This is a genomic window from Mycobacterium pseudokansasii (genome assembly GCF_900566075.1).
Classification (GTDB): domain Bacteria; phylum Actinomycetota; class Actinomycetes; order Mycobacteriales; family Mycobacteriaceae; genus Mycobacterium; species Mycobacterium pseudokansasii.
This window is the reverse complement of sequence record NZ_UPHU01000001.1, coordinates 4,092,099-4,113,045: the sequence shown is the minus strand read 5'-3', so window position 1 is coordinate 4,113,045 and position 20,947 is coordinate 4,092,099. Positions and strand designations below refer to the sequence as shown.

At 66.8% G+C, this 20,947-nt stretch carries 20 protein-coding genes and 2 pseudogenes; 17 read left to right on the top strand and 5 right to left on the bottom strand.

Going from position 1 to position 20,947, the window contains the following annotated elements; genetic code table 11:
- Together nirD and EET10_RS18575 are read left to right on the top strand one after the other, a co-directional pair.
- Positions 1-366 (top strand): nitrite reductase small subunit NirD, encoded by a 366-nt coding sequence (nirD, locus tag EET10_RS18580; RefSeq protein ID WP_063467105.1) that lies wholly within the window; start codon positions 1-3, stop codon positions 364-366.
- On the top strand, positions 338-1,468 hold the full coding sequence (locus tag EET10_RS18575) for a uroporphyrinogen-III synthase (RefSeq protein WP_063467106.1): 1,131 nt from the start codon (positions 338-340) through the stop codon (positions 1,466-1,468). Before nirD ends, EET10_RS18575 begins: the two co-directional genes overlap by 29 nt.
- Positions 1,469-1,754: 286 nt before the next feature.
- On the opposite strand, the gene EET10_RS18570 is transcribed toward EET10_RS18575, so the two are convergent.
- On the bottom strand, positions 1,755-3,131 hold the full coding sequence (locus EET10_RS18570; RefSeq protein WP_174719702.1) for a SagB family peptide dehydrogenase: 1,377 nt from the start codon (positions 3,129-3,131) through the stop codon (positions 1,755-1,757).
- A gap of 238 nt (positions 3,132-3,369) precedes the next feature.
- On the opposite strand from EET10_RS18570, the gene EET10_RS18565 reads away from it, so the two are divergent.
- On the top strand, positions 3,370-3,867 hold the full coding sequence (locus EET10_RS18565) for an MTB12 family secreted protein (protein ID WP_122502390.1): 498 nt from the start codon (positions 3,370-3,372) through the stop codon (positions 3,865-3,867).
- A gap of 16 nt (positions 3,868-3,883) precedes the next feature.
- Here EET10_RS18565 and EET10_RS18560 read toward each other — a convergent pair.
- The 3 genes and pseudogenes from EET10_RS18560 to EET10_RS18550 form a co-directional block, all read right to left on the bottom strand.
- Positions 3,884-4,753, bottom strand: a pseudogene (locus tag EET10_RS18560) (sigma-70 family RNA polymerase sigma factor); the annotation flags it as partial.
- Positions 4,750-5,345: pseudogene (locus EET10_RS18555) on the bottom strand (carboxymuconolactone decarboxylase family protein). The pseudogenes EET10_RS18555 and EET10_RS18560, both read right to left, overlap by 4 nt.
- 107 nt (positions 5,346-5,452) lie before the next feature.
- Complete coding sequence (locus EET10_RS18550; protein WP_036400622.1) at positions 5,453-5,767, bottom strand: type II toxin-antitoxin system VapB family antitoxin; 315 nt, start codon at positions 5,765-5,767, stop codon at positions 5,453-5,455.
- 216 nt (positions 5,768-5,983) lie between these two features.
- Between EET10_RS18550 and hrcA the strand changes: the two genes are divergently transcribed.
- The 11 genes from hrcA to era all read left to right on the top strand — a co-directional run bounded on the left by hrcA (position 5,984) and on the right by era (position 16,464).
- Positions 5,984-7,015, top strand: coding sequence for a heat-inducible transcriptional repressor HrcA (hrcA, locus tag EET10_RS18545; RefSeq protein WP_036399872.1), 1,032 nt, complete (start codon positions 5,984-5,986; stop codon positions 7,013-7,015).
- Positions 7,016-7,074: 59 nt separating this feature from the next.
- Positions 7,075-8,223 carry a molecular chaperone DnaJ gene (gene dnaJ / locus EET10_RS18540; RefSeq protein ID WP_063467108.1) on the top strand — a complete coding sequence of 383 codons (1,149 nt, stop codon included), beginning with the start codon at positions 7,075-7,077 and terminating at the stop codon, positions 8,221-8,223.
- 18 nt (positions 8,224-8,241) lie between these two features.
- Positions 8,242-8,988: a 16S rRNA (uracil(1498)-N(3))-methyltransferase gene (locus tag EET10_RS18535; protein ID WP_063467109.1), complete on the top strand. Its 747-nt coding sequence runs from the start codon at positions 8,242-8,244 to the stop codon at positions 8,986-8,988.
- Positions 8,989-9,160: 172 nt separating this feature from the next.
- Positions 9,161-9,706, top strand: a complete 546-nt coding sequence (locus tag EET10_RS18530; RefSeq protein WP_063467110.1) for a nuclear transport factor 2 family protein — start codon at positions 9,161-9,163, stop codon at positions 9,704-9,706.
- A 92-nt stretch (positions 9,707-9,798) separates the two neighbouring features.
- Positions 9,799-10,590 carry a phthiotriol/phenolphthiotriol dimycocerosates methyltransferase gene (locus EET10_RS18525; protein WP_063467111.1) on the top strand — a complete coding sequence of 264 codons (792 nt, stop codon included), beginning with the start codon at positions 9,799-9,801 and terminating at the stop codon, positions 10,588-10,590.
- A gap of 203 nt (positions 10,591-10,793) precedes the next feature.
- On the top strand, positions 10,794-12,149 hold the full coding sequence (locus tag EET10_RS18520; RefSeq protein WP_244602006.1) for a cytochrome P450: 1,356 nt from the start codon (positions 10,794-10,796) through the stop codon (positions 12,147-12,149).
- A 151-nt stretch (positions 12,150-12,300) separates the two neighbouring features.
- On the top strand, positions 12,301-13,350 hold the full coding sequence (locus EET10_RS18515) for a PhoH family protein (RefSeq protein WP_036399867.1): 1,050 nt from the start codon (positions 12,301-12,303) through the stop codon (positions 13,348-13,350).
- Between the two features lie 19 nt (positions 13,351-13,369).
- On the top strand, positions 13,370-13,906 hold the full coding sequence (gene ybeY / locus EET10_RS18510) for an rRNA maturation RNase YbeY (protein ID WP_099187517.1): 537 nt from the start codon (positions 13,370-13,372) through the stop codon (positions 13,904-13,906).
- Complete coding sequence (locus EET10_RS18505; protein ID WP_036399864.1) at positions 13,903-15,234, top strand: hemolysin family protein; 1,332 nt, start codon at positions 13,903-13,905, stop codon at positions 15,232-15,234. The genes ybeY and EET10_RS18505 overlap by 4 nt, the downstream gene beginning before the upstream one ends.
- Positions 15,212-15,547, top strand: a complete 336-nt coding sequence (locus EET10_RS18500; protein WP_423793613.1) for a cytidine deaminase — start codon at positions 15,212-15,214, stop codon at positions 15,545-15,547. The genes EET10_RS18505 and EET10_RS18500 overlap by 23 nt, the downstream gene beginning before the upstream one ends.
- Positions 15,544-16,464, top strand: a complete 921-nt coding sequence (gene era, locus EET10_RS18495) for a GTPase Era (protein ID WP_063467113.1) — start codon at positions 15,544-15,546, stop codon at positions 16,462-16,464. The genes EET10_RS18500 and era overlap by 4 nt, the downstream gene beginning before the upstream one ends.
- 170 nt (positions 16,465-16,634) lie before the next feature.
- Here the strand turns inward: era and EET10_RS18490 are convergent, their stop codons facing one another.
- Positions 16,635-18,134: an amidase gene (locus tag EET10_RS18490; protein WP_122502388.1), complete on the bottom strand. Its 1,500-nt coding sequence runs from the start codon at positions 18,132-18,134 to the stop codon at positions 16,635-16,637.
- Positions 18,135-18,195: 61 nt separating this feature from the next.
- On the opposite strand from EET10_RS18490, the gene recO reads away from it, so the two are divergent.
- From recO to EET10_RS18475, 3 genes are read left to right on the top strand one after another with little or no spacing between them, the layout of a single operon-like run.
- The gene (gene recO / locus EET10_RS18485; RefSeq protein WP_099188467.1) at positions 18,196-18,993 is read left to right on the top strand and encodes a DNA repair protein RecO; all 798 of its coding nucleotides are present in this window, start codon (positions 18,196-18,198) and stop codon (positions 18,991-18,993) included.
- The gene (locus tag EET10_RS18480; protein ID WP_276861987.1) at positions 18,986-19,879 is read left to right on the top strand and encodes a decaprenyl diphosphate synthase; all 894 of its coding nucleotides are present in this window, start codon (positions 18,986-18,988) and stop codon (positions 19,877-19,879) included. Before recO ends, EET10_RS18480 begins: the two co-directional genes overlap by 8 nt.
- Positions 19,879-20,316 carry a hypothetical protein gene (locus EET10_RS18475; protein ID WP_036399861.1) on the top strand — a complete coding sequence of 146 codons (438 nt, stop codon included), beginning with the start codon at positions 19,879-19,881 and terminating at the stop codon, positions 20,314-20,316. Before EET10_RS18480 ends, EET10_RS18475 begins: the two co-directional genes overlap by 1 nt.
- The last annotated feature ends 631 nt before the right edge of the window (positions 20,317-20,947 follow it).

Below are 20,947 nucleotides of genomic sequence, written 5' to 3'. Positions count from 1 at the left end.
GTGACCGTTGTCGCAGAGGTACGAACTGAACCGGGCGTGAAGCGCTGGACCCGCGCGTGCCGGGTGGACAGGCTGCTGCCTGGACGCGGTGTGGCCGTGCTGTTGCCGGGCCGCGACCAGGCAGCCCTTTTCTTGCTTCCCGGCGGGAAACTGGCGGCAATCGGCAACGTAGACCCGTTCGGCCGGGCAGCGGTGATGTCGCGCGGCATCACCGGCGACCGGCATGGCGAACCGACAGTGGCCTCACCGCTTCTCAAACACGTCTTTTCGCTGGTTGACGGGCGCTGTCTCGACGACCCGTCACATGCGCTGCCGGTCTTCGAGGTCCGGGTGATCGATGGATTCGTCGAACTCGCCGCCACGTGAACCATTAGCGGGCTTCACGATCGGTGTAACCGCGGCGCGCCGGTCAGAGGAGCTGATCACAATGCTGGAACGCCGCGGCGCGACCGTCGTACATGCGCCGGCGATCCGCATCGTCCCGCTGGTCGACGACATCGAACTACGCCGAGTCACGTCGTTGCTGATCGAGCGGCCACCCGACGTCGTCGTGGTCACCACCGGCATCGGTTTTCGCGGCTGGGTCGAGGCGGCGCACGGCTGGGACGTGGCTGACCAATTGATTGCGGCGTTGGGGTCGACCCGCATCCTGGCGCGCGGCCCCAAGGCCCGCGGCGCGGTGCGCCAGGCCGGTCTGTGCGAGGAGTGGAGCCCGCTCTCGGAATCGTCGGCCGAGGTGCTGGGGCGGTTGGCGGATGATGGCGTCGAGCATCTGCGCATCGCGGTGCAGCTACACGGCGCCGCCAGCCAGTGGGAGCCCAGCACTGACATCTGTGATGCGCTGACAATGGCGGGCGCGCAGGTCATTAAGGTCCGCGTGTACCGCTGGGAGCCGCCCGACGATTCCCGCCGCATGGACCACCTTATTGCCATGATCGTTAACGCCGAGCTCGACGCGGTCAGCTTCACGAGCGCCCCGGCGGTGGCCTCATTGCTGCAGCGGGCGGAGGCCCTGGGTGTACTGGACGAATTGGTCGCCGCGCTGCCCGGCAAGGTCGCAGCGATGTGCGTCGGGCCGGTGACTGCCGCCCCGCTGCGACGCCTGGGAATCCGCGCCAGCTATCCCGAACATTACCGCCTCGGCGCGCTTGTCCGGCTAATGACCGACGAACTACCCCGCCGTGGAAGGCATTTCAGTGCTGGTGGTCATCTGGTCGGTGTCCGTAGCGGCGGGGTTACAGTCGACGGGCGAGTCCGGACAATCCCCCCGGCGAGCATGGCTCTGCTGCGGCGGCTGATGGAAACCCCCGGCGCGGTGGTGTCGCGGGAAGAACTGCTGACCCGGCTGCCCGTCGGCGGTGACACCCATGCAGTGGAAACGGCAATGACGCGACTACGGTCAGCGTTGGGCACCCCGCGCGTGATCCAGACCGTAGTCAAACGCGGCTACCGACTGTCCATCGACTGAGCCGAACGCTGACCCGTGCCCCACGGCTTCGCCGGGTACCCCGAAAGGTCTACGGCCTAAGAGAATCCGGAAGTTGTAAGCACTGTCTGCGGGCGGGTCGCTGCCGCACTGACGGCCGACGCAGACTCGTCGGCTAGATCCAAACTTAACGCACGAGTCTGCATCCAGGGCGTCCAAACTGCGTCCAGGGCCGCGGTATCGCGACTCGTCGCCCTCAGCGCAGAATGAAAACCTGACCCGGGGTCGGGCAACGCCGGACCCCGTGAACCGTTACTGACTCGCGCTCCTAGCTTTCGGCAGGCGAGCCGATGATGATACTGCCGACGTTGCACTCTTGGAGCTCGTCGACTCCGGTGGCCGCGACGAAAGCGGCGGTGTCCCCGAAGCCTTGCGCGCAGGCACCTAAGCCCATCGCTGTCGCGACAAGATAAATCGTCTGCATAAGGACGCCAACATCCTTGAGAATCGCCGCGTAGGCGACCTGTTCGTAGGTCCACATGATGCGGCCGGAACGGGCGGCGATAACGAGGAGCACCTGCGGCTCGGCACCTTGGCTTAGGGTCGCCGCAGCCGGCTTTATCAGTTGGGACACGGCTTTTGAATCCGCGGGTGCCACCGGGCGCAGCACATGGTCGAAGGAGTCGTAGTGATACATGCCGGGCTCGAGTCCGGCGACATGTCGCACCACCGGGTAAAGCTCGAGTTCATAGAGACCTCCACCGGAAGGGTATGGCCGCGACAGCAGTTCTTCGTCGTCGTCGACCGGTAGCGTGCGTCGCGTCCGGGCGGTGCGGTACAGCAACTCGCCGAGTTGTTCGATGGTGACCGGGTCGGTGTCATCGAATGTCCTTGTCGAAACCCGGTCTTCGAGGACGGCGGCCAGGGGCGGATCCTGTGTCCGGGTCGCCGTCAAATCGGGAACGAGAAGAGGGATCGGCAGGCCCGGATAGTTCGCCCTGCGCGCGGGCGGCTGGGGGAATCGGCCTTTTGCCCATCTGGTCGGCCCGAAATGGTCCCAGGTGATGGTGCGCTCACCAAGAGTGCTGCGTCGGTGAAACCACAGATCCGGTGCGCTCCAACTACGGGTCTCGAATCTGCTGTCCTCGTCGCCAGCCGCGACGAGCATGCCGCACCAGCGTAGGTCCTGGACGAACTGCGAGGTGACCGCAGTCGCCGTATTGTGGCCGTCTGCTCGAGGCGCATCGAGTAGGGCGAGCAGCCGGGCATCATGGATGCGCACGTCGCACCACGCCAGCGGATGCTCGAGGACGAAACCGTCTGCGTCCCGGTGCAGTACGGCGAACTTCGACAGCGCGAGGGATCCCGTCGGCGGCGGTTCCGGCTGGGCCGGGGGTCGTCCGACCGGCAGTATGGAGTAGAGGTCTTTTCCATTGTCGCGCACCGTAATTGCGAGCCAGCCGTTCGCCATGAGTTGATCGATCAGAGCGCCCACAACGGATTCGTCTGCTGCCGTAGAGACCTTCGAAATCGACGCCGGCCCTCCGTTGAGGGATTTCAATGCCTGTAGTTGAGCCGAGGATAATCGGGTCAGCTTCTCGCTGAGCGGTGGATTCAGCAGCACAGCTCCAGCAGGCGTGGTCAAGCAGGTGACGCCGGAACGGAACGCGAACGTTGTCTGGCCGGGATAGCCGAGCGCGCGCAAGTCGCCTCCCCTTCCGTTCCTCCAGTGAAATTCGCCGTGCCAAGCCCATCAGCGTAAGTCAGCGGTGTGTCAATCAACAACGACGCATCCTGACTCGCAACCGAATCGGTCGGTAGGTCTATCCTCAGGGGGCGGGCACGTAGTACAACGTGGCGCAAAACCAAACGGCATTGGCACCTGGCACAATTACCATCAAACAACTGCCATCAAACGCGCAAGTCGAGGGGGAACATTGACCATGAAGTCAGTCGCTACGGCTGCGGCAGTGGTCGCCGCAATCGGCGCTGCCGCCGCGGGTGTGACGTCCATAGCATCCGAGAGTTCGGCGGTAAACCAGGTGCTGCCGGTGGTCTTCGGGGCGCCCATGCCACAGGACCCGGCCCCCGCCGCAAACCTGCCGACCGCCGCTCAATTGACCAGCCTGCTCAATAGCCTTGCCGATCCCAGCGTCTCGTTCACCAACAAGAGCGATTTGGTCGAGGGCGGCATCGGCGGGACCGAAGCGCGGCTGGCCGACCATGAGCTGAAGAAGGCTGCCAAGAACGGGGACCTGCCGTTGTCGTTCACGGTGTCCAACATCCAGTCGGCCGACGCCGGGACTGCCACGGCCGACGTTGCCGTCTCCGGCCCCAAGCTGACGTCGCCGGTCACGCAGAACGTCACGTTCGTCAACCAGGGCAGCTGGATGCTGTCGCGCAGCTCGGCCATGGAACTGCTGCAGGCCGCGGGACACTAACCCGTCCTAGCTGGTTCAGCGCGCCCAGATCGAGCTTGGCGATGCGCTGCGGATCGGCCAGCACGTCGATCGCGGCGATCCTTCCCTTGCGCACCAGGAAGCCCATGACCGCGGCGGGGCGGCCGGCGACGAAGACGACCACGCCGGCCGCGCCGTTGACGGTCGCGGGCCGCACCTCGCGTTCGGGTGACGCATAGCTGCGGGCCAGTGCGGCCACGGCCGAGGCTCCGTGCGCCGAGCGGACGGCTCCGGGTCCCAGGTCGCCGCGTAACACGACGCCGGGGTCGAGCAACGACACCAGCCGGTCGAAGTCACCGCTGCGTCCCGCCGCGAAGAAGGCGTCGACGAGCCGGCGCTGCGCAGCGATGCCGCGGTCGGGAACGGCCTCGGCTCGCTCGATGCGTCGCCGCGCCCGACTGGCCAGTTTGCGAGCAGCCTCCGGCGAGCGCTCGACGATGGACGCGATCTGCTCGAACGGGACGGCGAACACGTCGTGCAGCACGGCCAGCCGCTCCGCCGGGCGCAGCGTATTCAGCACGACGAACAGCGCCAGACCCACCGCGTCGGCCAGCATCGCCCGGTGCTCCGGGTTGAATTTCCCGACCGGGTCCACGATCGGATCCGGCAGCCGCTCGACCAGCTCCTCGCGGCCCTGATCGCGGCGGTCGCGCAGCATGTTCAGGCAGATCCGCGCCACCACGGTGGTCAGCCACGCGTCGAGGTTGGCGATACCGCCGGCCCGATCCGTGCTGGCGTCGAGTCGCAGCCACGCTTCCTGAACGGCGTCCTCCGCGTCGTCCGCCGAGCCCAGCATTCGGTAGGCCAGCGCGCCCAGCTGCGGCCGGGCCGCCTCGAAACGCGCGGTCAGCGCCGGGTCGGCCGTCATCGTGCCGTGGTGTGGGGCAGCGCGCACACCCGGTTGCTCGACAAACCCGAAGCCCCGATGCCCAGCGCGATATTGAACCGGGCACGCAGATTGCCCAGGGTGACGATGTGGGTGAGCGCGACGAGTTGAGCCGTGTCCAAGTGCGCGCGTAACGCCTCGAACAGCTCGTCGCTGACCTCGACCGGGGTACGGCTGATCGCCGTGGCGTACCGCAGCACCAGCTTGTCGACGTCGGAGAAGCAGGTGGCCCGCTCGAAGTCGGCCAGCGCCAGCAGTTCCTGGTCGCCGAGCGCGAGGCCGCGGGCGATCTGTGAGCCCAGGTCGATGCAGTATGCACAGCCCACCGTCGTCGCCGCCGTCAATTCGGCCAGGGCCGTATCCGGGGACTGAGCATATCCAGTTTCGATTCGGCCTGCTCGAGCCTGCCGTAGGCGCTGAGCAATCTGGGAATATGGGCGTACATCCGCAGTGGTTCCAGCATGGCGGCTGTTTGCAGTCCGGTCAGCTTCGCCAGCTTGCGCCTGGTGGAGAAGAAGGCGATTTTGGCGGCCGGGCCGGCGTCGCGATCACAGACCCCGATAAGGCGAGACATGGTGGGTTCCTCACGGATTGGTGGTCTTTCTTAGATCGAACACCTGGCGGCAGCAGAATGTGACCGGCCGATCCGCATCCGGCGAGCAGCGAACCAGTCGGTCGAAGCTAGTTCTGGCGACCCGGCTGCATGTCCATGTCGAATACCCGCGCATGCAGCACCGTCCGGTTACGCAGCGCCGCTCGCACCGCCCGGTGCAAGCCGTCCTCGAGATACGTCACCCCGCGCCACTTCACGGCGTGCGGGAAGAGGTCGCCGTAGAACGTGGAATCCTCCGACAGCAATCGGTCCAATGCGAGCACCGTGGTCGTGGTGACCAACTCGTCGAGGCGTATCTGTTGCGGCGGAATCTGCGACCAATCCCGATAGGTCAAGCCATGGTCGGGATATGGCTTGCCCTCCCGCACACCCTTGAAAATCATTGGCGGATCGTCGCTGACGCGCCGTGGTAGCCGCACATGACCATGCCGAACAGGCTAGCCGCAAACGCGCCGCGGACGCAGAGCTCCACCAAATCTGCCGAATGGGCCGGCCGGCACCGTCCTGGTGACGCGGTGCTATTCCACAGCTGGACGTTCAGATACTTCCGAGACCGTAAAATGAACCCGGCCGACCGGGCGTGAAGGAGGTGACAGTCGATGGGAAGCGCGGACGAGCGCCGCTTCGAGGTACTGCGTGCCATTGTCGCCGACTTCGTCGCCACCCAGGAACCGATCGGCTCGAAATCCCTGGTAGAGCGCCACAACCTGGGGGTGTCCAGCGCCACGATCCGCAACGACATGGCGGTGCTGGAAGCCGAGGGATACATCACCCAGCCGCACACCAGTTCCGGGCGGGTGCCCACGGAAAAGGGATACCGGGAGTTCGTCGACCGCCTCGACGACGTGAAGCCACTGTCGAAGGCGGAGCGGCGGGCGATTCAAAGCTTCTTGGCCTCCGGTGTCGATCTCGACGACGTGCTACGCCGGGCGGTACGGCTACTGGCCCAACTGACCCGGCAAGTCGCGGTGGTGCAGTACCCGACGTTGTCGAGCTCGACCGTTCGCCACCTGGAAGTCATCGCGCTGACCCCGGCGCGGCTGTTGATGGTGGTGATCACCGACTCCGGCCGGGTGGACCAGCGCATCGTGGAACTCGGCGACGTCATCGACGACCACCAACTGTCCAAGCTGCGCGAGCTGCTGGGGCAGGCGCTGGAAGGCAAGAAGCTCTCGGCGGCCTCGGTCGCGGTGGCCGACCTTGCCGGCCAATTGCGCGGTGCCGGCGGTTTGGGCGACGCGGTCGGCCGCTCGGCGACGGTGTTGCTGGAGTCGTTGGTGGAACACACCGAGGAGCGCCTGCTCATGGGCGGCACCGCAAATCTGACCCGCAACGCCGCGGACTTCGGTGGGTCGCTGCGCTCCATCCTGGAAGCGCTCGAGGAGCAGGTGGTGGTGCTGCGGCTGTTGGCGGCACAGCAGGAAGCGGGCAAGGTGACGGTGCGCATCGGCCATGAGACGGAAGTGGAGCAGATGGTCGGGACCTCGATGGTGAGCACCGCCTACGGCTCCAACGACACCGTCTACGGCGGCATGGGTGTGCTGGGGCCGACCCGGATGGACTACCCGGGAACTATCGCCAGTGTCGCCGCGGTTGCCATGTATATCGGCGAAGTGCTGGGTGCTCGATGATCGCGCACCCGCTGCAGAGGTTGTTGACAGCCGCGTAGGGCGGCACAGGAAGGTCAATCGTGGCACGCGATTACTACGGGCTGCTCGGCGTCAGCAAGGGCGCCAGCGACACAGAGATCAAACGCGCATATCGCAAGCTGGCCCGCGAACTGCATCCCGATGTCAATCCCGACGAGGCGGCGCAGGCGAAGTTCAAAGAGATCAGCGTCGCCTACGAAGTGTTGAGCGACCCCGAAAAACGCCGGATCGTCGACTTGGGCGGGGATCCGCTGGAAAGCGCCGGCGCGTCGGGCGCCGGGTTCGCCGGCTTCGGCGGGCTGGGCGACGTCTTCGAGGCGTTCTTCGGTGGCGGCTTCGGCGGCGGTTCGGCGTCGCGGGGCCCGATCGGCCGTGTTCGCCCGGGTTCGGACTCGCTGCTGCGCATGCGGCTGGATCTCGAGGAATGCGCGACCGGTGTCACCAAGCAGGTCACCGTCGATACCGCGGTGCTGTGTGACCGCTGCCAGGGCAAGGGCACCAACGGCGATTCCGCGCCGGTGCCCTGCGACACCTGCGGTGGCCGCGGCGAGGTGCAGACCGTCCAGCGTTCGTTGCTCGGGCAGATGCTGACGTCGCGCCCGTGCCCCACCTGCCGAGGTGTCGGGGTGGTCATTCCCGACCCCTGCCATCAGTGCATGGGCGACGGCCGGGTGCGGGCGCGCCGCGAGATCACCGTCAAGATTCCCGCCGGTGTCGGCGACGGCATGCGGGTGCGCCTGGCCGCCCAGGGCGAGGTCGGGCCCGGGGGAGGGCCGGCGGGCGACCTGTACGTCGAGGTCCACGAACAGGCCCATGACATCTTCGCGCGCGAGGGCGACGACCTGCATTGCACGGTGTCGGTGCCGATGGCCGACGCGGCGCTGGGCGTCACCGTACCCCTGGACGCCATCCTGGACGGCCATAGCGAGATCGTCATTCCGCCGGGGAGCCAACCAGGTGCGGTCATTACGCTGCGGGGTCGCGGGATGCCGCACCTGCGCTCCAACACTCGCGGAGACCTGCACGTCCACGTCGAGGTGGTGGTCCCCACCCGGCTGGACCACCACGACGCCGAGCTGTTGCGCGAGTTCAAGAACCGCCGAAGCCGCGACGTGGCCGAGGTACGGTCGGCGCACGCCGCCGGCGGCGGGCTGTTCAGCCGGCTGCGCGAAACCTTCACCGGGCGCTAGCCGGTTGGCGGCGCGCACATGGCGGCGATGCTGTTCTACGTCGACGCGTTGCCCGACACCGGCGCGTTGGCCGTGGTGGACGGAGACGAAGGTTTTCACGCCGCCACCGTGCGGCGGATCCGTCCCGGCGAGGAGGTAGTGCTCGGCGACGGCGGGGGCGACCTGGCCCGCTGCCGGGTCGAGCGGGCCGGACGCGACGGCCTGGCTACCCGGGTGCTGGAGCGTTGGCGCGCCGTGCCGACACGGCCGGCGGTGACGGTGGTGCAGGCGCTGCCCAAGTCCGAGCGCTCCGAACTGGCGATCGAGCTGGCCACCGAGGCCGGCGCCGACGCGTTCGTGGCATGGCAGGCGGCGCGCTGCGTGGCGAGCTGGAACGGTTCGCGCGTCGACAAGGGTCTGCGCCGGTGGCGAGCGGTCGCCCGCTCGGCTGCACGGCAATCACGGCGGGCCTATATCCCGGCGGTCGACGGCCCGCTGTCCACGGCCGCGTTGACCGTGCGGGTCCGTGACGAGGTGGCCCGCGGTGCGATGGTGCTGGCGCTACATGAGTCGGCGATCGATCGGCTTGCCGATAGCGCTGTGGCGCAAGCGGATTCACTGCTGCTCCTGGTTGGCCCCGAAGGTGGCATCGCGCCGGCGGAGATCGACGCGCTGACCGGCGCCGGAGCCGTCGCGGTCCGGCTGGGTCCGACGGTGTTGCGGACGTCGACCGCGGCCGCGGTGGCGCTGGGCGCGCTCGGGGTGCTGACCCCGAGGTGGGACTAAGGCATCTCCGGCGATTCGACACTCGCGTGACCGTTGTGACCAGTCACAGTCTGGCTCGGGTTGTGGACGGGACCACACACCAGCTCCCTCAGCAGACGGCGAAATGGCGAAGCGATTTTCCCACACCACCGTTGCCGGCGTGGGACTCTCGGGTGCAAAAGGAGCGTGCCCCATGACCGATATCGCCCGCGACCTGGGTGCGATTTTCGACGAACACGTCGCTCACGAGTTCGTCGCGAAGGATCTCGCCGCGACCATGGCGACGATGACCGCCGATCCCTACGTCAACCATGTGCCCACCATGATGGGCGGCGTCGGCGCCGCCGGGGTGGCCGAGTTCTACGGCCAGTACTTCATCGGGCACTGGCCCGAAGACACCAGGATCATCCCGGTCTGTCGTACCGTCGGCAGCGATCGCGTCGTCGACGAGATGATCATGTCGTTCACGCACGACATTGCGATGCCGACCTTTCTGCCCAACGTGGCGCCCACCGGCCGCGCGGTGATGCTGCCCGTTGTCGTCGTGATGGGATTCGAGGTGGACCCGGATTCCGGGGAGCCGAAAGTCGCCTACGAACGGATCTACTGGGATCAGGCCTCGCTGCTGGTGCAGGTCGGACTGCTGCACGAGGACCTGCTGCCGGTCACCGGCGTGGCCCAAGCGCACAAGGTCCTGGACAAGGACCTGCCGGCAAACACGCTGCTACGCCCCGTTTGAACCGGCGGCGCGCCAGGATTTTTGACCCGACGTAGGGGGATCACTGGGCACCGCGGGTGTGTATTCCCCCGGCTAGTGGGCATACCTGAACCATGGGCCTTGCAACCAGACTGGTGTCGACCCCCGCCTGGAGAGTCTTCGCCAAGTACTACTACCCATTCATCACCCGCCACGGCGCCGACGACGTGGCGTTGCTGAATCTTGGCTACGAGGAAGACCCGCCGATGGCCATCCCGCTGTCGGAGTCGGACGAGCCGGACCGGTATTGCATTCAGCTCTACCACCGCACGGCCACCCAGGCCGATATCGCCGGAAAGCAGGTGCTGGAGGTGAGCTGCGGCCACGGCGGCGGAGCCTCCTACCTGATGCGCACCCTGTGCCCGGCCTCCTACACCGGCCTGGACCTCAACCCGGCGGGCATCGAGGTTTGCCGCACAACCCACCGGGTGCCGGGGCTGGACTTCGTCCAGGGGGACGCCCAGAACCTGCCATTCCCCGACAATTCCTTCGATGTCATCATCAATATCGAAGCCTCGCACTGCTATCCGTCGTTGCCCCGATTTCTCGCCGAAGTTGCCCGGGTGCTGCGCCCGGGCGGTCATCTGCTCTACGCCGACGTCCGGCACAGCGACCACGTCGCCGAGTGGGAGGCCGAGCTGGCCGACGCGCCGCTGCGGATGCGTTCCAAAGAGATCATCAGCGAGCAGGTCGTGCGGGGGCTCGAAAAGAGCCTGCCGCGCTCGCAGAACATGTTCACCCGGCGTACCCCGGCAATGCTTCGTGGCCTGGTCCGCGACGCCGTAGCCACGTCGAACTCCAAGATCTGTCGCGGGCTGCAGAACGGCGAGAGCTCGTATCGGATGTACTGCTTCGAAAACGAGTGAGTCGTCCCATCTTTCGATACCCGTGCCGGCGCCACGCGCCGGCGACTCAACACTGACTCAACACTGTGGAGATGAATCCAATGACAGCGGCGACAGCGGCGGCCCAACGAGACGTCTATTGGTTGACCCGTAACCCGGTCGGTTGTGCGCGGCAGGCGCTGCGATCGCGGCGAGGCTCTCAAGGATTCAGGGGCCCTCGAGCCGTGCCGCGCCCGCCCGGCCCGCGCGGGCGCCCCTTCGTCGGCGTGCTTCCCGAACTGAAGTCCGACCCGTTCGGATACCTACAGCAGCTGGGGAATACCTACGGCGACGTCTACCGGCTGCCGTTGCCGCTGTACGACGTGGTGGTCCTGAATCATCCCGACCACGTGCGCCACGTCATGAGCCACCGCGACGGCGAGTACAGCCTGATCGGCCCCGCCGCGGGCGCGGCGAGGAGGGTGCTGGGCGCGTCCATGCAGATGATGGAGGGCCCCGAATTCCGTCGCCGACGCAAGCCGCTGACACCGATGATGGGTCGCCAACAGCTGAGCCGGGTCGCCGCCACCGTCGCCGACGAATTCGCCAACCGCCTGACCAGATGGGAGCGGTTCGCGCAGACCGGCGAACCGATCGATCTGCAGCACGAGATCAACGGCGTGGTGATTCCGGCGTTCATGCGAGCGATGTTCACCATGGGGCTCTGCGATGCCGAGCTGCATCGGCTCGACGTCGACGTCCGCACCCTGATGCAGAGCGCATCGTCGCCGCTGCTGCTCGGTGCCCCGCCGCGGGTGTTGCCGGGCGACGGGAACCCCGTGCAAGCCTGGTTGCGGATGCGGCGCTGGGTGAAGCGGCGGGTCGAGGAACGGCTGGCCGACTCCCGCTCCTACGACGACCTGCTGCAGATACTTCTTGACGCGCGCTATGAGGACGGCACGCCCATCAGCCGGCGCGATGTGATCACCGAAGCGATCATGCTGATCGGCGGCGGTTATGAAACCGTGGTCGCCGCACTGGCCTGGACGCTGGCGCTGCTTCCGCAGAATCCGCAGGCGCAGCAGCGACTCTACGACGAGGTCGACGCACTCAACGGAGCCCTGCCCTCCTACGCCGACCTGGACAGGCTGGAGTGGGCGAAGGCGTGTTTCGACGAGGGCCAGCGTCTGCAGGGCCTGCTGCTGCAGCCGCGGTTCGCCATGATCGACGACGTCATCGGTGGCTACCGGATCCGCCGCGGCACCCTGATCGGCTTGCCGATCTACGCCCTGCAGCGTGATCCACGCTGGTGGGGCCCCGACGCCGACTGCTATGAGCCGATCCGGTTCCACGACAAGGACATCGTCGCTGCCCGGCCCAACCTGGCCTTCATGCCCTTCGGCGCCGGGCCGCACCGCTGTTTCGGTGCGGCCATGGGTTACCTGGAGGCCCAATTCTTTCTCGCCCAGCTTCATCAACGGTTCCGGATACAGATCCCCGCCGGCTGGGCTCCCGAACACGACCCTGCGCTGCCGTGGCCGGTCAAAGGTGGCGTGCCGGCCGTCGTCACCAAGGTGCCGGTATCCGCCGAACGGATCTAGCGCCCGGGCGCCGAGACCGCCCCCAGGGTTCGTGGGCGTCGGTTTCGGGGCGGCTTTTCCCGCGGACCAGGCCCGCTGGGCGCACCCGGCGGTAGACTTGACTACCGGCTGTCGCCGCCCGCGAACACAGAAAGTAGGCATCAGAAACCACGTGACGCCCCGCGAAACCAAGGCTGCTGACGCATTATCGGCCTCATCTCAGGTTCGCAGCAGCATCGATGTTCCGCCTGATTTGGTCGTGGGCTTACTCGGATCGGCAGACGAGAACCTGCGCGCGCTGGAACGCACCCTGACCGCCGGCCTGCATGTGCGTGGCAACTCGGTGACCCTTTCCGGCGAACCGGCCGATGTCGCGCTGGCCGAACGTGCGATTTCGGAGTTGGTGGCGATTGTGGCCCGGGGACAGTCGTTGACTCCGGAGGTGGTGCGCCACAGCGTTGCCATGTTGCTCGGCGCGGGCAACGAGTCACCGGCAGAGGTGCTCACCCTTGACATCTTGTCGCGCCGCGGCAAGACGATCCGGCCCAAGACGCTCAACCAGAAGCGCTATGTCGACGCAATCGATGCCAACACCATCGTGTTCGGGATCGGCCCGGCCGGCACCGGGAAAACCTATCTGGCGATGGCCAAGGCGGTTCATGCATTGCAGACCAAGCAGGTCACCCGCATCATCTTGACCCGTCCGGCGGTGGAAGCCGGTGAGCGCCTTGGCTTTCTGCCCGGCACGCTGAGCGAGAAGATCGACCCGTACCTGCGGCCGCTGTATGACGCGCTGTACGACATGATGGATCCCGAGCTGATCCCGAAGCTGATGACCGCCGGGGTTATCGAGGTTGCGCCGCTGGCGTATATGCGCGGCCGCACCTTGAACGACGCCTTCATCGTCCTCGACGAGGCGCAAAACACCACGGCCGAGCAGATGAAAATGTTCCTCACCCGATTAGGGTTCGGGTCGAAAGTCGTCGTCACCGGAGACGTCACCCAGATCGACCTGGCGGGTGGCGCCAAGTCCGGGCTGCGGGCGGCGGTCGACATCCTCGAGGACATCGACGACATTCACATCGCGGAGCTGACCAGCGTGGACGTGGTGCGCCACCGACTGGTCTCGGAGATCGTCGAAGCCTACGCCCGCTCCGAGGAGCCCGGCTCCGGGATGAACCGGGCGGCTCGGCGGGCCTCCGGCGCCCGTGGTCGTCGATGATTGAGCACGTGAGAATCTCATGAGCATCGAAGTATCCAACGAGTCGGGCGTCGACGTCTCCGAAGCCGAGCTGGTCAGCGTCGCACGATTTGTCATCGAGAAGATGGACGTCAACCCGGGCGCGGAGTTGTCGATGGTGTTGCTGGACACCGCCGCGATGGCCGACCTGCACATGCGCTGGATGGATCTGCCCGGGCCGACAGACGTGATGAGCTTTCCGATGGACGAGCTGGAGCCCGGGGGGCGTCCCGACGCGCCCGAGCCCGGCCCGGCGATGCTCGGCGATATCGTGCTGTGCCCGGAATTCGCGGCGGAGCAGGCGGCCGCGGCGGGACACAGCCTCGGACATGAGCTGGCGCTGTTGACAATCCACGGCGTGCTGCATCTGCTCGGCTACGACCACGGTGAGCCGGACGAGGAGAGGGAGATGTTCGCCTTGCAGGAGCGGTTGCTGGAAGAGTGGGTGGCCGCCCAGGTCGAGGCTTACCATCACGACCGCCAGCATGAACGAGACCGCCGGCTGTTGGACAAGTCCAGGTACTTCGACGAGTCGTGACCGGTCTTGCTCAGCTGCTCGGTGCGATCGTGTTGATCGGACTGGGCGGAATATTCGCGGCGCTGGATGCTGCCTTCAGCACGGTGTCGCTGGCCCGCGTACAGGAGCTGGTGCGCGAGGCCCGGCCGGGAGCGGTGGCACTGCTCAAGGTGATGGTGGAACGGCCGCGCTACATCAATTTGGTGGTGCTGCTGCGGATTGTGTGTGAGATCACCGCCACCGCGTTCCTGGTGGTGTTTTTTCGGCACAACCTGAATCTCAACGGCGGGTTGTTCGTGGCCGCGGCCGTCATGGTGGTGACCAGCTTCGTCGTTATCGGTGTGGGTCCGCGTACGCTCGGCCGCCAGCATGCCTATTCCATCGCGCTGGCCACAGCCGTTCCGTTGCAGGTGATTTCATGGCTGTTGATGCCGATCAGCCGGTTGCTGGTGCTGCTGGGCAACGCGCTCACCCCGGGCCGTGGATTTCGCAACGGGCCGTTCGCCTCCGAGGTCGAACTGCGCGAAGTCGTCGACCTGGCTCAGCAGCGCGGCGTGGTTGCCGCCGACGAACGCAAGATGATCGAGTCGGTCTTTGAACTCGGCGACACCCCCGCCCGCGAGGTGATGGTGCCGCGCACCGAGATGATCTGGATCGAGGGGGACAAGTCACCGGCTCAAGCGATGAACCTGGCCGTGCGCAGCGGCCATTCCCGCATTCCGGTGATCGGCGAGAACGTCGACGACATTCTCGGCGTGGTATACCTGAAAGACCTTGTCCGCCAGACCTTCTTCTCGCCAGGCAGCGGTCGGGAAAGCACTGTGGCGGACGTTATGCGCCCAGCGGTGTTCGTGCCGGACTCCAAGCCGCTGGACGCGTTGCTGCGGGAGATGCAGCGCGACCGCAACCACATGGCGCTCCTGGTCGACGAATACGGCGCCATCGCCGGCCTGGTCAGCATCGAAGACGTGCTGGAGGAAATCGTGGGCGAGATCGCCGATGAGTACGACGAGGCCGAGACGGCGCCGGTAGAAGACCTGGGCGACAAACGATTTCGTGTGTCGGCGCGGCTGCCGATCGAGGATGTGGGCGAGTTGTACGGCTTGGAATTCGACGGCGATCTCGACGTCGACACCGTAGGCGGTTTGCTGGCATTGGAATTGGGCCGCGTTCCACTACCCGGTGCCGAGGTGGTATCCCATGGCCTGCGCCTGCAGGCTGAGGGGGGCCGCGACCATCGGGGCCGGATGCGGATCGGCACCGTATTGGTGAGTCCCGTAGAGCTGGGCGAAACCGTAGCAACCGACGGCCCCGGGCACCGTCCAGATGAAGGCGATTCCGATGGCTGAGCCGGCGGACCCTGAGGACGCCAAGCTGGTGGTGCTGGCGCGGGCGGCCATGGTGCGGGCCGAGGCCGACAGCGGAGCAGCGGTACGCGACCGCGACGGGCGCACCTACGTGGGCGTACCGGTGAACTTGTCGGCGCTACGGCTGACCGGATTGCAGGCTGCGGTGGCTGCTGCCGTATCCAGCGGGGCGACCGGTCTGGCGGCTGCCGCGCTGGTCGCCGGATCCGTCGCCGACCCGGGAATCGCGGCCTTACGCGAGCTGTCGCCGATGGCGGTGGTGATCGTCACCGACAGCACCGGAACGCCGTTATGACGGCTGAATTCCGTTCCGGCTTCGTCTGTTTGGTCGGCCGGCCGAACACCGGAAAGTCAACGCTGACCAATGCGCTGGTGGGTAGCAAAGTCGCGATCACGTCGATGCGGCCGCAGACCACTCGGCACACCATCCGCGGGATCGTGCATCGAGAGAACTTCCAGATGATCCTGGTCGACACGCCCGGCCTGCACCGCCCGCGGACGCTGCTGGGCAAGCGGCTCAACGACCTGGTCCGGGCCACCTACGCCGAGGTCGACGTGATCGGATTGTGCATCCCGGCCGACGAAGCGATCGGCCCAGGCGACCGGTGGATCCTCGAGCAGATTCGCTCCGTCGCCCCCGGCGCGACGCCGCAGAAGCTCGTCGTCATCGTCACCAAGATCGACAAACTGCCCAAGGAGCGGGTGGCGGCGCAGCTGGTGGCGGTCGGCGAGCTGATGGAAAACCTGCCCGGCTCAACCGAAATCGTCCCGGTGTCGGCCGTGACCGGCGCGCAGGTCGACGTGCTGGTCGACGTGCTGGCCGGGGCGTTGCCACCCGGCCCGGCGTACTACCCCGACGGCGAGCTGACCGACGAACCCGAAGAGGTCCTGATGGCGGAGTTCATCCGCGAGGCCGCCCTGGAGGGTGTCCATGACGAACTGCCTCATTCGCTGGCCGTGGTTATCGACGACGTCAGCCCCCGCGAGGGACGGGACGACCTGATCGACGTGCACGCCGTGTTGTACGTCGAGCGGGACAGCCAGAAGGGGATTGTCATCGGCAAGGGCGGCGCCCGGCTACGACACGTTGGCACCGCGGCCCGCGGTCAGATCGAGAAGCTACTGGGGACCAAGGTCTATCTCGACCTGCGCGTCAAGGTGGCAAAGAACTGGCAGCGCGACCCCAAACAACTTGGCCGACTGGGATTTTGAACGGCGAGCAGCCGGTTCGTCACGGTTTTCTCGCGCCTGATTGGGAAGCCGCCCATCTCTCAAGCAGGTCATGCCTGTACCCCGACCACCGCGATGCTGTGGCAATTACCCGGCGGCGCGATCGGCCAACGTCATATCGCGCGTTACGTTGAGCGCCCGGGTCGGTGCTGCTAACGCTGTGGCGCCCGGACGCTGTCGGGGCCAGGAGTGTCGGTGCCCTCGTCCCACCAGACCGCCGGCTGCTTGGCTGCCCAGCCGCTGACGGCTTCCAACTCAGCGGCCAGCGAGATCAGCATGCCTTCGCTGTTGGCCGGTCCCATGAGTTGAACACCGATCGGCAGGCCCTCGACGGTGAACCCCGCGGGCACGTTGATCGCCGGCCAGCCCAGCAGGTTCCACGGCCAGGTGTAGGGGCACGCCGCGATCATGGCGCGGTCGGTGGCCAGCCCGCCCATCTGGTCGAACGCGCGGGCCGGCGGCGGGGGCTGTGCGGTAGTCGGTGCCAGTACCACGTCGACGATGTCGAAGATCGAGCCCACTCGCCGCTGTGCGGCGGCTTCGTGGCGGCGCGCGCTGCGCAGGATGGCCTGGGAAAGTATGTGTCCGGTGCGCAGATTGGACACTGTGCGGGGGTCCAGCGTGACGCCGTCGCCCAGCCGCTGCGCCCACTCCCACAATCCGGCGGTGGACCGGGCAAGAAAGTCCCACGACATCTGCACGCTGTAGTCGGGGTTGCCGCGTACCACGGTATGGCCGAGCAGCTGAAGCTGTTCGCCCACCTGACGCGTCGCGGCCAGGATCTCCGGATGCAACTTTGCGCGAAAACCGTTGAAAGGAGGCCGGGTTGACAGGGCGATCTTCAGCGGACCGGGGGCGATGCCGACGTAGTCGGATGCGGTCACCGGCGGTGGCCGGTGCAGGTCGCCCTCGACGTTGCCCGCCGCCGCATCCAGCACCAGGGCCGCGTCGGCTACCGTGCGGGCCAGCACGCCGTTGACCGTGATGCCGTTGAACGCCTCCGGCAGCGGCCAGGTGGAGATGCGGCCGCGCTGCGGCTTGATGCCCACCAGGTGGGTCCACGCCGCGGGAACCCGGATGCTGCCGGCCCCGTCGGAGCCAATTGCCGCGGTGACCAGGCCCGCGGCCACCGCGGCCGCGCTGCCGCCCGACGACCCGCCCGGTGTATGCCGGCGCGCCCACGGGTTGCGGGTGTGTCCGAACCCGGGCCCGCTGGTGAATGGCCACTGGCCCAGCTCACAGGTGTTGGTCTTGCCGACGATCACCGCCCCGGCCGCCTTGAGCCGCCGGACGACCTCCGAATCCGCGGTAGCGGGAGCGACATACCCCTCGGTGCCGTAGGCGGTGGGTACTCCAGCAACGTCGACATCGTCTTTGACCGCGATCGGGATGCCCAGCAGCGGCCCGGTGTCGCCGGCCGCCCGTCGCCGGTCTGCCGCGGCCGCGTCGGCCAGCGCCGACTCGGTCAGGACCACCCGGAATGCATTCAACGTCGATTGGCTCGCCTGGATCTCGCGCAGCGACCGGGCTACCAGCTCGGCGGACGTCACCGAGCCGTTGGCCAGCTGATACACAAGATCGGTCAAGGTGGGCAAGCGCTGGTTACCGGCCCCGGAAGCGGACCCGGAAGCGGACCCAGAAGCGCCAACCACGGGGTACGAGACTATCGGCGCGGATACCCGCGATGTCGCGGCGGGGTGCGAAACTATGGGGATGCGGCTATATCGAGACCGGGCTGTTGTGCTGCGCCAGCACAAGCTCGGCGAAGCCGACCGGATCGTCACCCTGCTGACCCGCGACCACGGGCTGGTTCGTGCGGTGGCCAAAGGGGTACGTCGTACCCGCAGCAAATTCGGTGCCCGGCTGGAGCCGTTCGCGCACATCGATGCGCAACTGCACCCCGGCCGCAACCTCGACATCGTCACCCAGGTCGTCTCCATCGATGCCTTCGCCACCGACATCGTCAACGACTACGGCCGGTACACCTGCGGCTGCGCGATGCTGGAAACCGCCGAACGCCTTGCCGGTGAAGAGCGGGCGCCCGCCCCGGCCCTGCACCGGCTCACGGTGGGCGCGTTGCGGGCGGTCGCCGACGGACGTCGTCCTCGCGACCTGCTGTTGGACGCCTATCTGCTGCGTGCCATGGGTATCGCCGGCTGGGCGCCGGCGCTGACCGAGTGCGCTCGCTGCGCCACACCCGGGCCGCATCGTGCGTTTCACATCGCGGCGGGGGGCAGTGTCTGCGCGCACTGCCGTCCCGCCGGTGCGACGACACCGCCGCTGGGCGTGCTGGAGTTGATGTCCGCCCTACACGACGGCGATTGGGCGGCCGCCGAGCAGGCCCCGCAATCGCATCGCGGCTATGTCAGCGGGTTGGTGGCCGCGCACTTGCAATGGCACTTGGAACGTCAGCTCAAGACGTTGCCGCTGGTGGAGCGGACCTATCGGATCGATCACACCGTTGCCGAGCGTCGCGCCGCGCTGATCAGACAGGTAGGTGAGTGTGGCTAACAAGGCCGAACGAACGCTGACGTCCACCGACTTCCCACAGCTACCCCCCGCACCGGACGACTATCCGACTTTCCCCGACACCTCGACGTGGCCGGTTGTCTTCCCGGCATTGCCGCCGTCGCCCGACGGCGGCCCGCGCCGGCCGCCGCAGCACATCTCGAAGGCGGCTGCGCCCCGAATTCCGGCCGACCGGTTGCCCAATCATGTCGCCATCGTGATGGACGGCAACGGCCGGTGGGCCACCCAGCGTGGCCTGCGTCGCACCGAGGGGCACAAGATGGGCGAAGCGGTGGTGATCGACATCGCCTGCGGCGCAATCGAACTCGGAATCAAATGGCTCAGCCTCTATGCCTTCTCCACCGAAAATTGGAAGCGTTCGGCCGAGGAGGTCCGCTTCCTGATGGGTTTCAACCGCGATGTGGTGCGACGACGCCGGGAGAATCTCAAGGAGATGGGTGTGCGGATCCGGTGGGTGGGTTCGCGGCCGCGGCTGTGGCGCAGCGTCATCAACGAACTGGCGGTGGCCGAGCAGATGACGAAGTACAACGACGTCATCACCATCAATTACTGCGTCAACTACGGCGGGCGCACCGAAATCGCCGACGCCACAAGACAAATCGCGCGCGAGGTGGCCGCCGGCCGGTTGAACCCGGAGCGGATCACCGAGTCCACCATCGCCCGTCATCTGCAGCGCCCCGACATCCCCGATGTCGACCTGTTCCTGCGGACCTCGGGGGAGCAGCGGTCCAGCAATTTCATGCTGTGGCAGGCCGCTTACGCCGAGTACATATTCCAGGACAAGTTGTGGCCCGACTATGACCGCCGCGATTTGTGGGCGGCCTGCGAGGAGTACGCTTCCCGCAATCGACGGTTCGGGAGCGCCTAGTGCCCTCACTGCAGCAGCGTCTGGCATCGATTCTGCGCGACGTCCTTTCCGTCGAGCAGGAACCCGACGGCGCGTTGACGGTCCGCCACAACGGCACGTTCGCTTCGTTACGGGTGGTGAGCATCGCCGAGGGCCTCGAGTTGGTGTCGCTCACCCAGATACTGGCCTGGGACCTGCCGCTGACCAGGAAGATTCGCGATCGGGCGGCCAAGCAGGCGCGTGACGTCAATTTCGGCGCAGTCACCGTGCTGGAGAAGGGCCCCGGCAACGGTACGGCCAAGGGTGCGGCCAAGACAGCGTCCAAAACCGGGGATGTCATGCTGCGGTACAACTTTCCCGGCGCCGGGCTGGGTGACGACGCGCTGCGCACCTTGATCCTGCTGGTGCTCGATTCCGGTGCCCGGATACGTGACGCGCTGATCGCCGGGGCTCCCTGACGCCGATTTCGACGGCGGCGCGGAAAAGTTCGAGCGGTACTGTCGATACCCACCAAATACACATGCTCAGCGAAGCGCGCGGCGTCCTACGCTGGGGGAATGCGCGACCCTGAAGTGATCGACCCCAGCTACGCCTGTTGGTCGCAGTGCGGGGCGCGGGCGGGCCGCCGCGGTCGATCGGCCCGGTCGATGAGCTCTTGGACGAGCGTGCGCGGCAGGCCGGGCGAATGACACGCATGTAATTGGTGTTTGATTTAGGGCACCGGGTGATGCACGCTGAGAGCGCGGTTGTCGAAGTGGTTCTGGCTGGCACCGGACACACCGATAAGCGACAGAGGCCCCGTCTCACCCGAGGCGGGGCCTCATCATGCTTGGAGCGCGACACGCCCGGCGCGAGATGAGCATCACCGCCGAACCTGGACGGTATCTTTCTGGCAGCCAGCCAGTTGCAATACCACTACGACGGGAGAGGTCGCATGTCGAGCAGCCACACCTACGCCGCGCATATGGAGTCGCTCACTGTCCGAGACTCTATGCAGTAAGCGAACTTTCGGGCTGAGCCATAGTCTGCTCGCCGCCTCCCGCATACCCCGCCGCAAATTGCGCGGGCGCGGTCCCTCGGTCGCCGGCC

What these genes read in the sequence shown, in the direction of transcription:
- EET10_RS18575 (WP_063467106.1), top strand. Translation starts at nt 338, where the DNA reads ATGGATTCGTCGAACTCGCCGCCACGTGAACCATTAGCGGGCTTCACG.
- EET10_RS18565 (WP_122502390.1), top strand. Translation starts at nt 3,370, where the DNA reads ATGAAGTCAGTCGCTACGGCTGCGGCAGTGGTCGCCGCAATCGGCGCT.
- EET10_RS18550 (WP_036400622.1), bottom strand. Translation starts at nt 5,767, where the DNA reads ATGATTTTCAAGGGTGTGCGGGAGGGCAAGCCATATCCCGACCATGGC.
- hrcA (WP_036399872.1), top strand. Translation starts at nt 5,984, where the DNA reads ATGGGAAGCGCGGACGAGCGCCGCTTCGAGGTACTGCGTGCCATTGTC.
- EET10_RS18535 (WP_063467109.1), top strand. Translation starts at nt 8,242, where the DNA reads ATGGCGGCGATGCTGTTCTACGTCGACGCGTTGCCCGACACCGGCGCG.
- EET10_RS18530 (WP_063467110.1), top strand. Translation starts at nt 9,161, where the DNA reads ATGACCGATATCGCCCGCGACCTGGGTGCGATTTTCGACGAACACGTC.
- EET10_RS18525 (WP_063467111.1), top strand. Translation starts at nt 9,799, where the DNA reads ATGGGCCTTGCAACCAGACTGGTGTCGACCCCCGCCTGGAGAGTCTTC.
- ybeY (WP_099187517.1), top strand. Translation starts at nt 13,370, where the DNA reads ATGAGCATCGAAGTATCCAACGAGTCGGGCGTCGACGTCTCCGAAGCC.
- EET10_RS18500 (WP_423793613.1), top strand. Translation starts at nt 15,212, where the DNA reads ATGAAGGCGATTCCGATGGCTGAGCCGGCGGACCCTGAGGACGCCAAG.
- era (WP_063467113.1), top strand. Translation starts at nt 15,544, where the DNA reads ATGACGGCTGAATTCCGTTCCGGCTTCGTCTGTTTGGTCGGCCGGCCG.
- recO (WP_099188467.1), top strand. Translation starts at nt 18,196, where the DNA reads ATGCGGCTATATCGAGACCGGGCTGTTGTGCTGCGCCAGCACAAGCTC.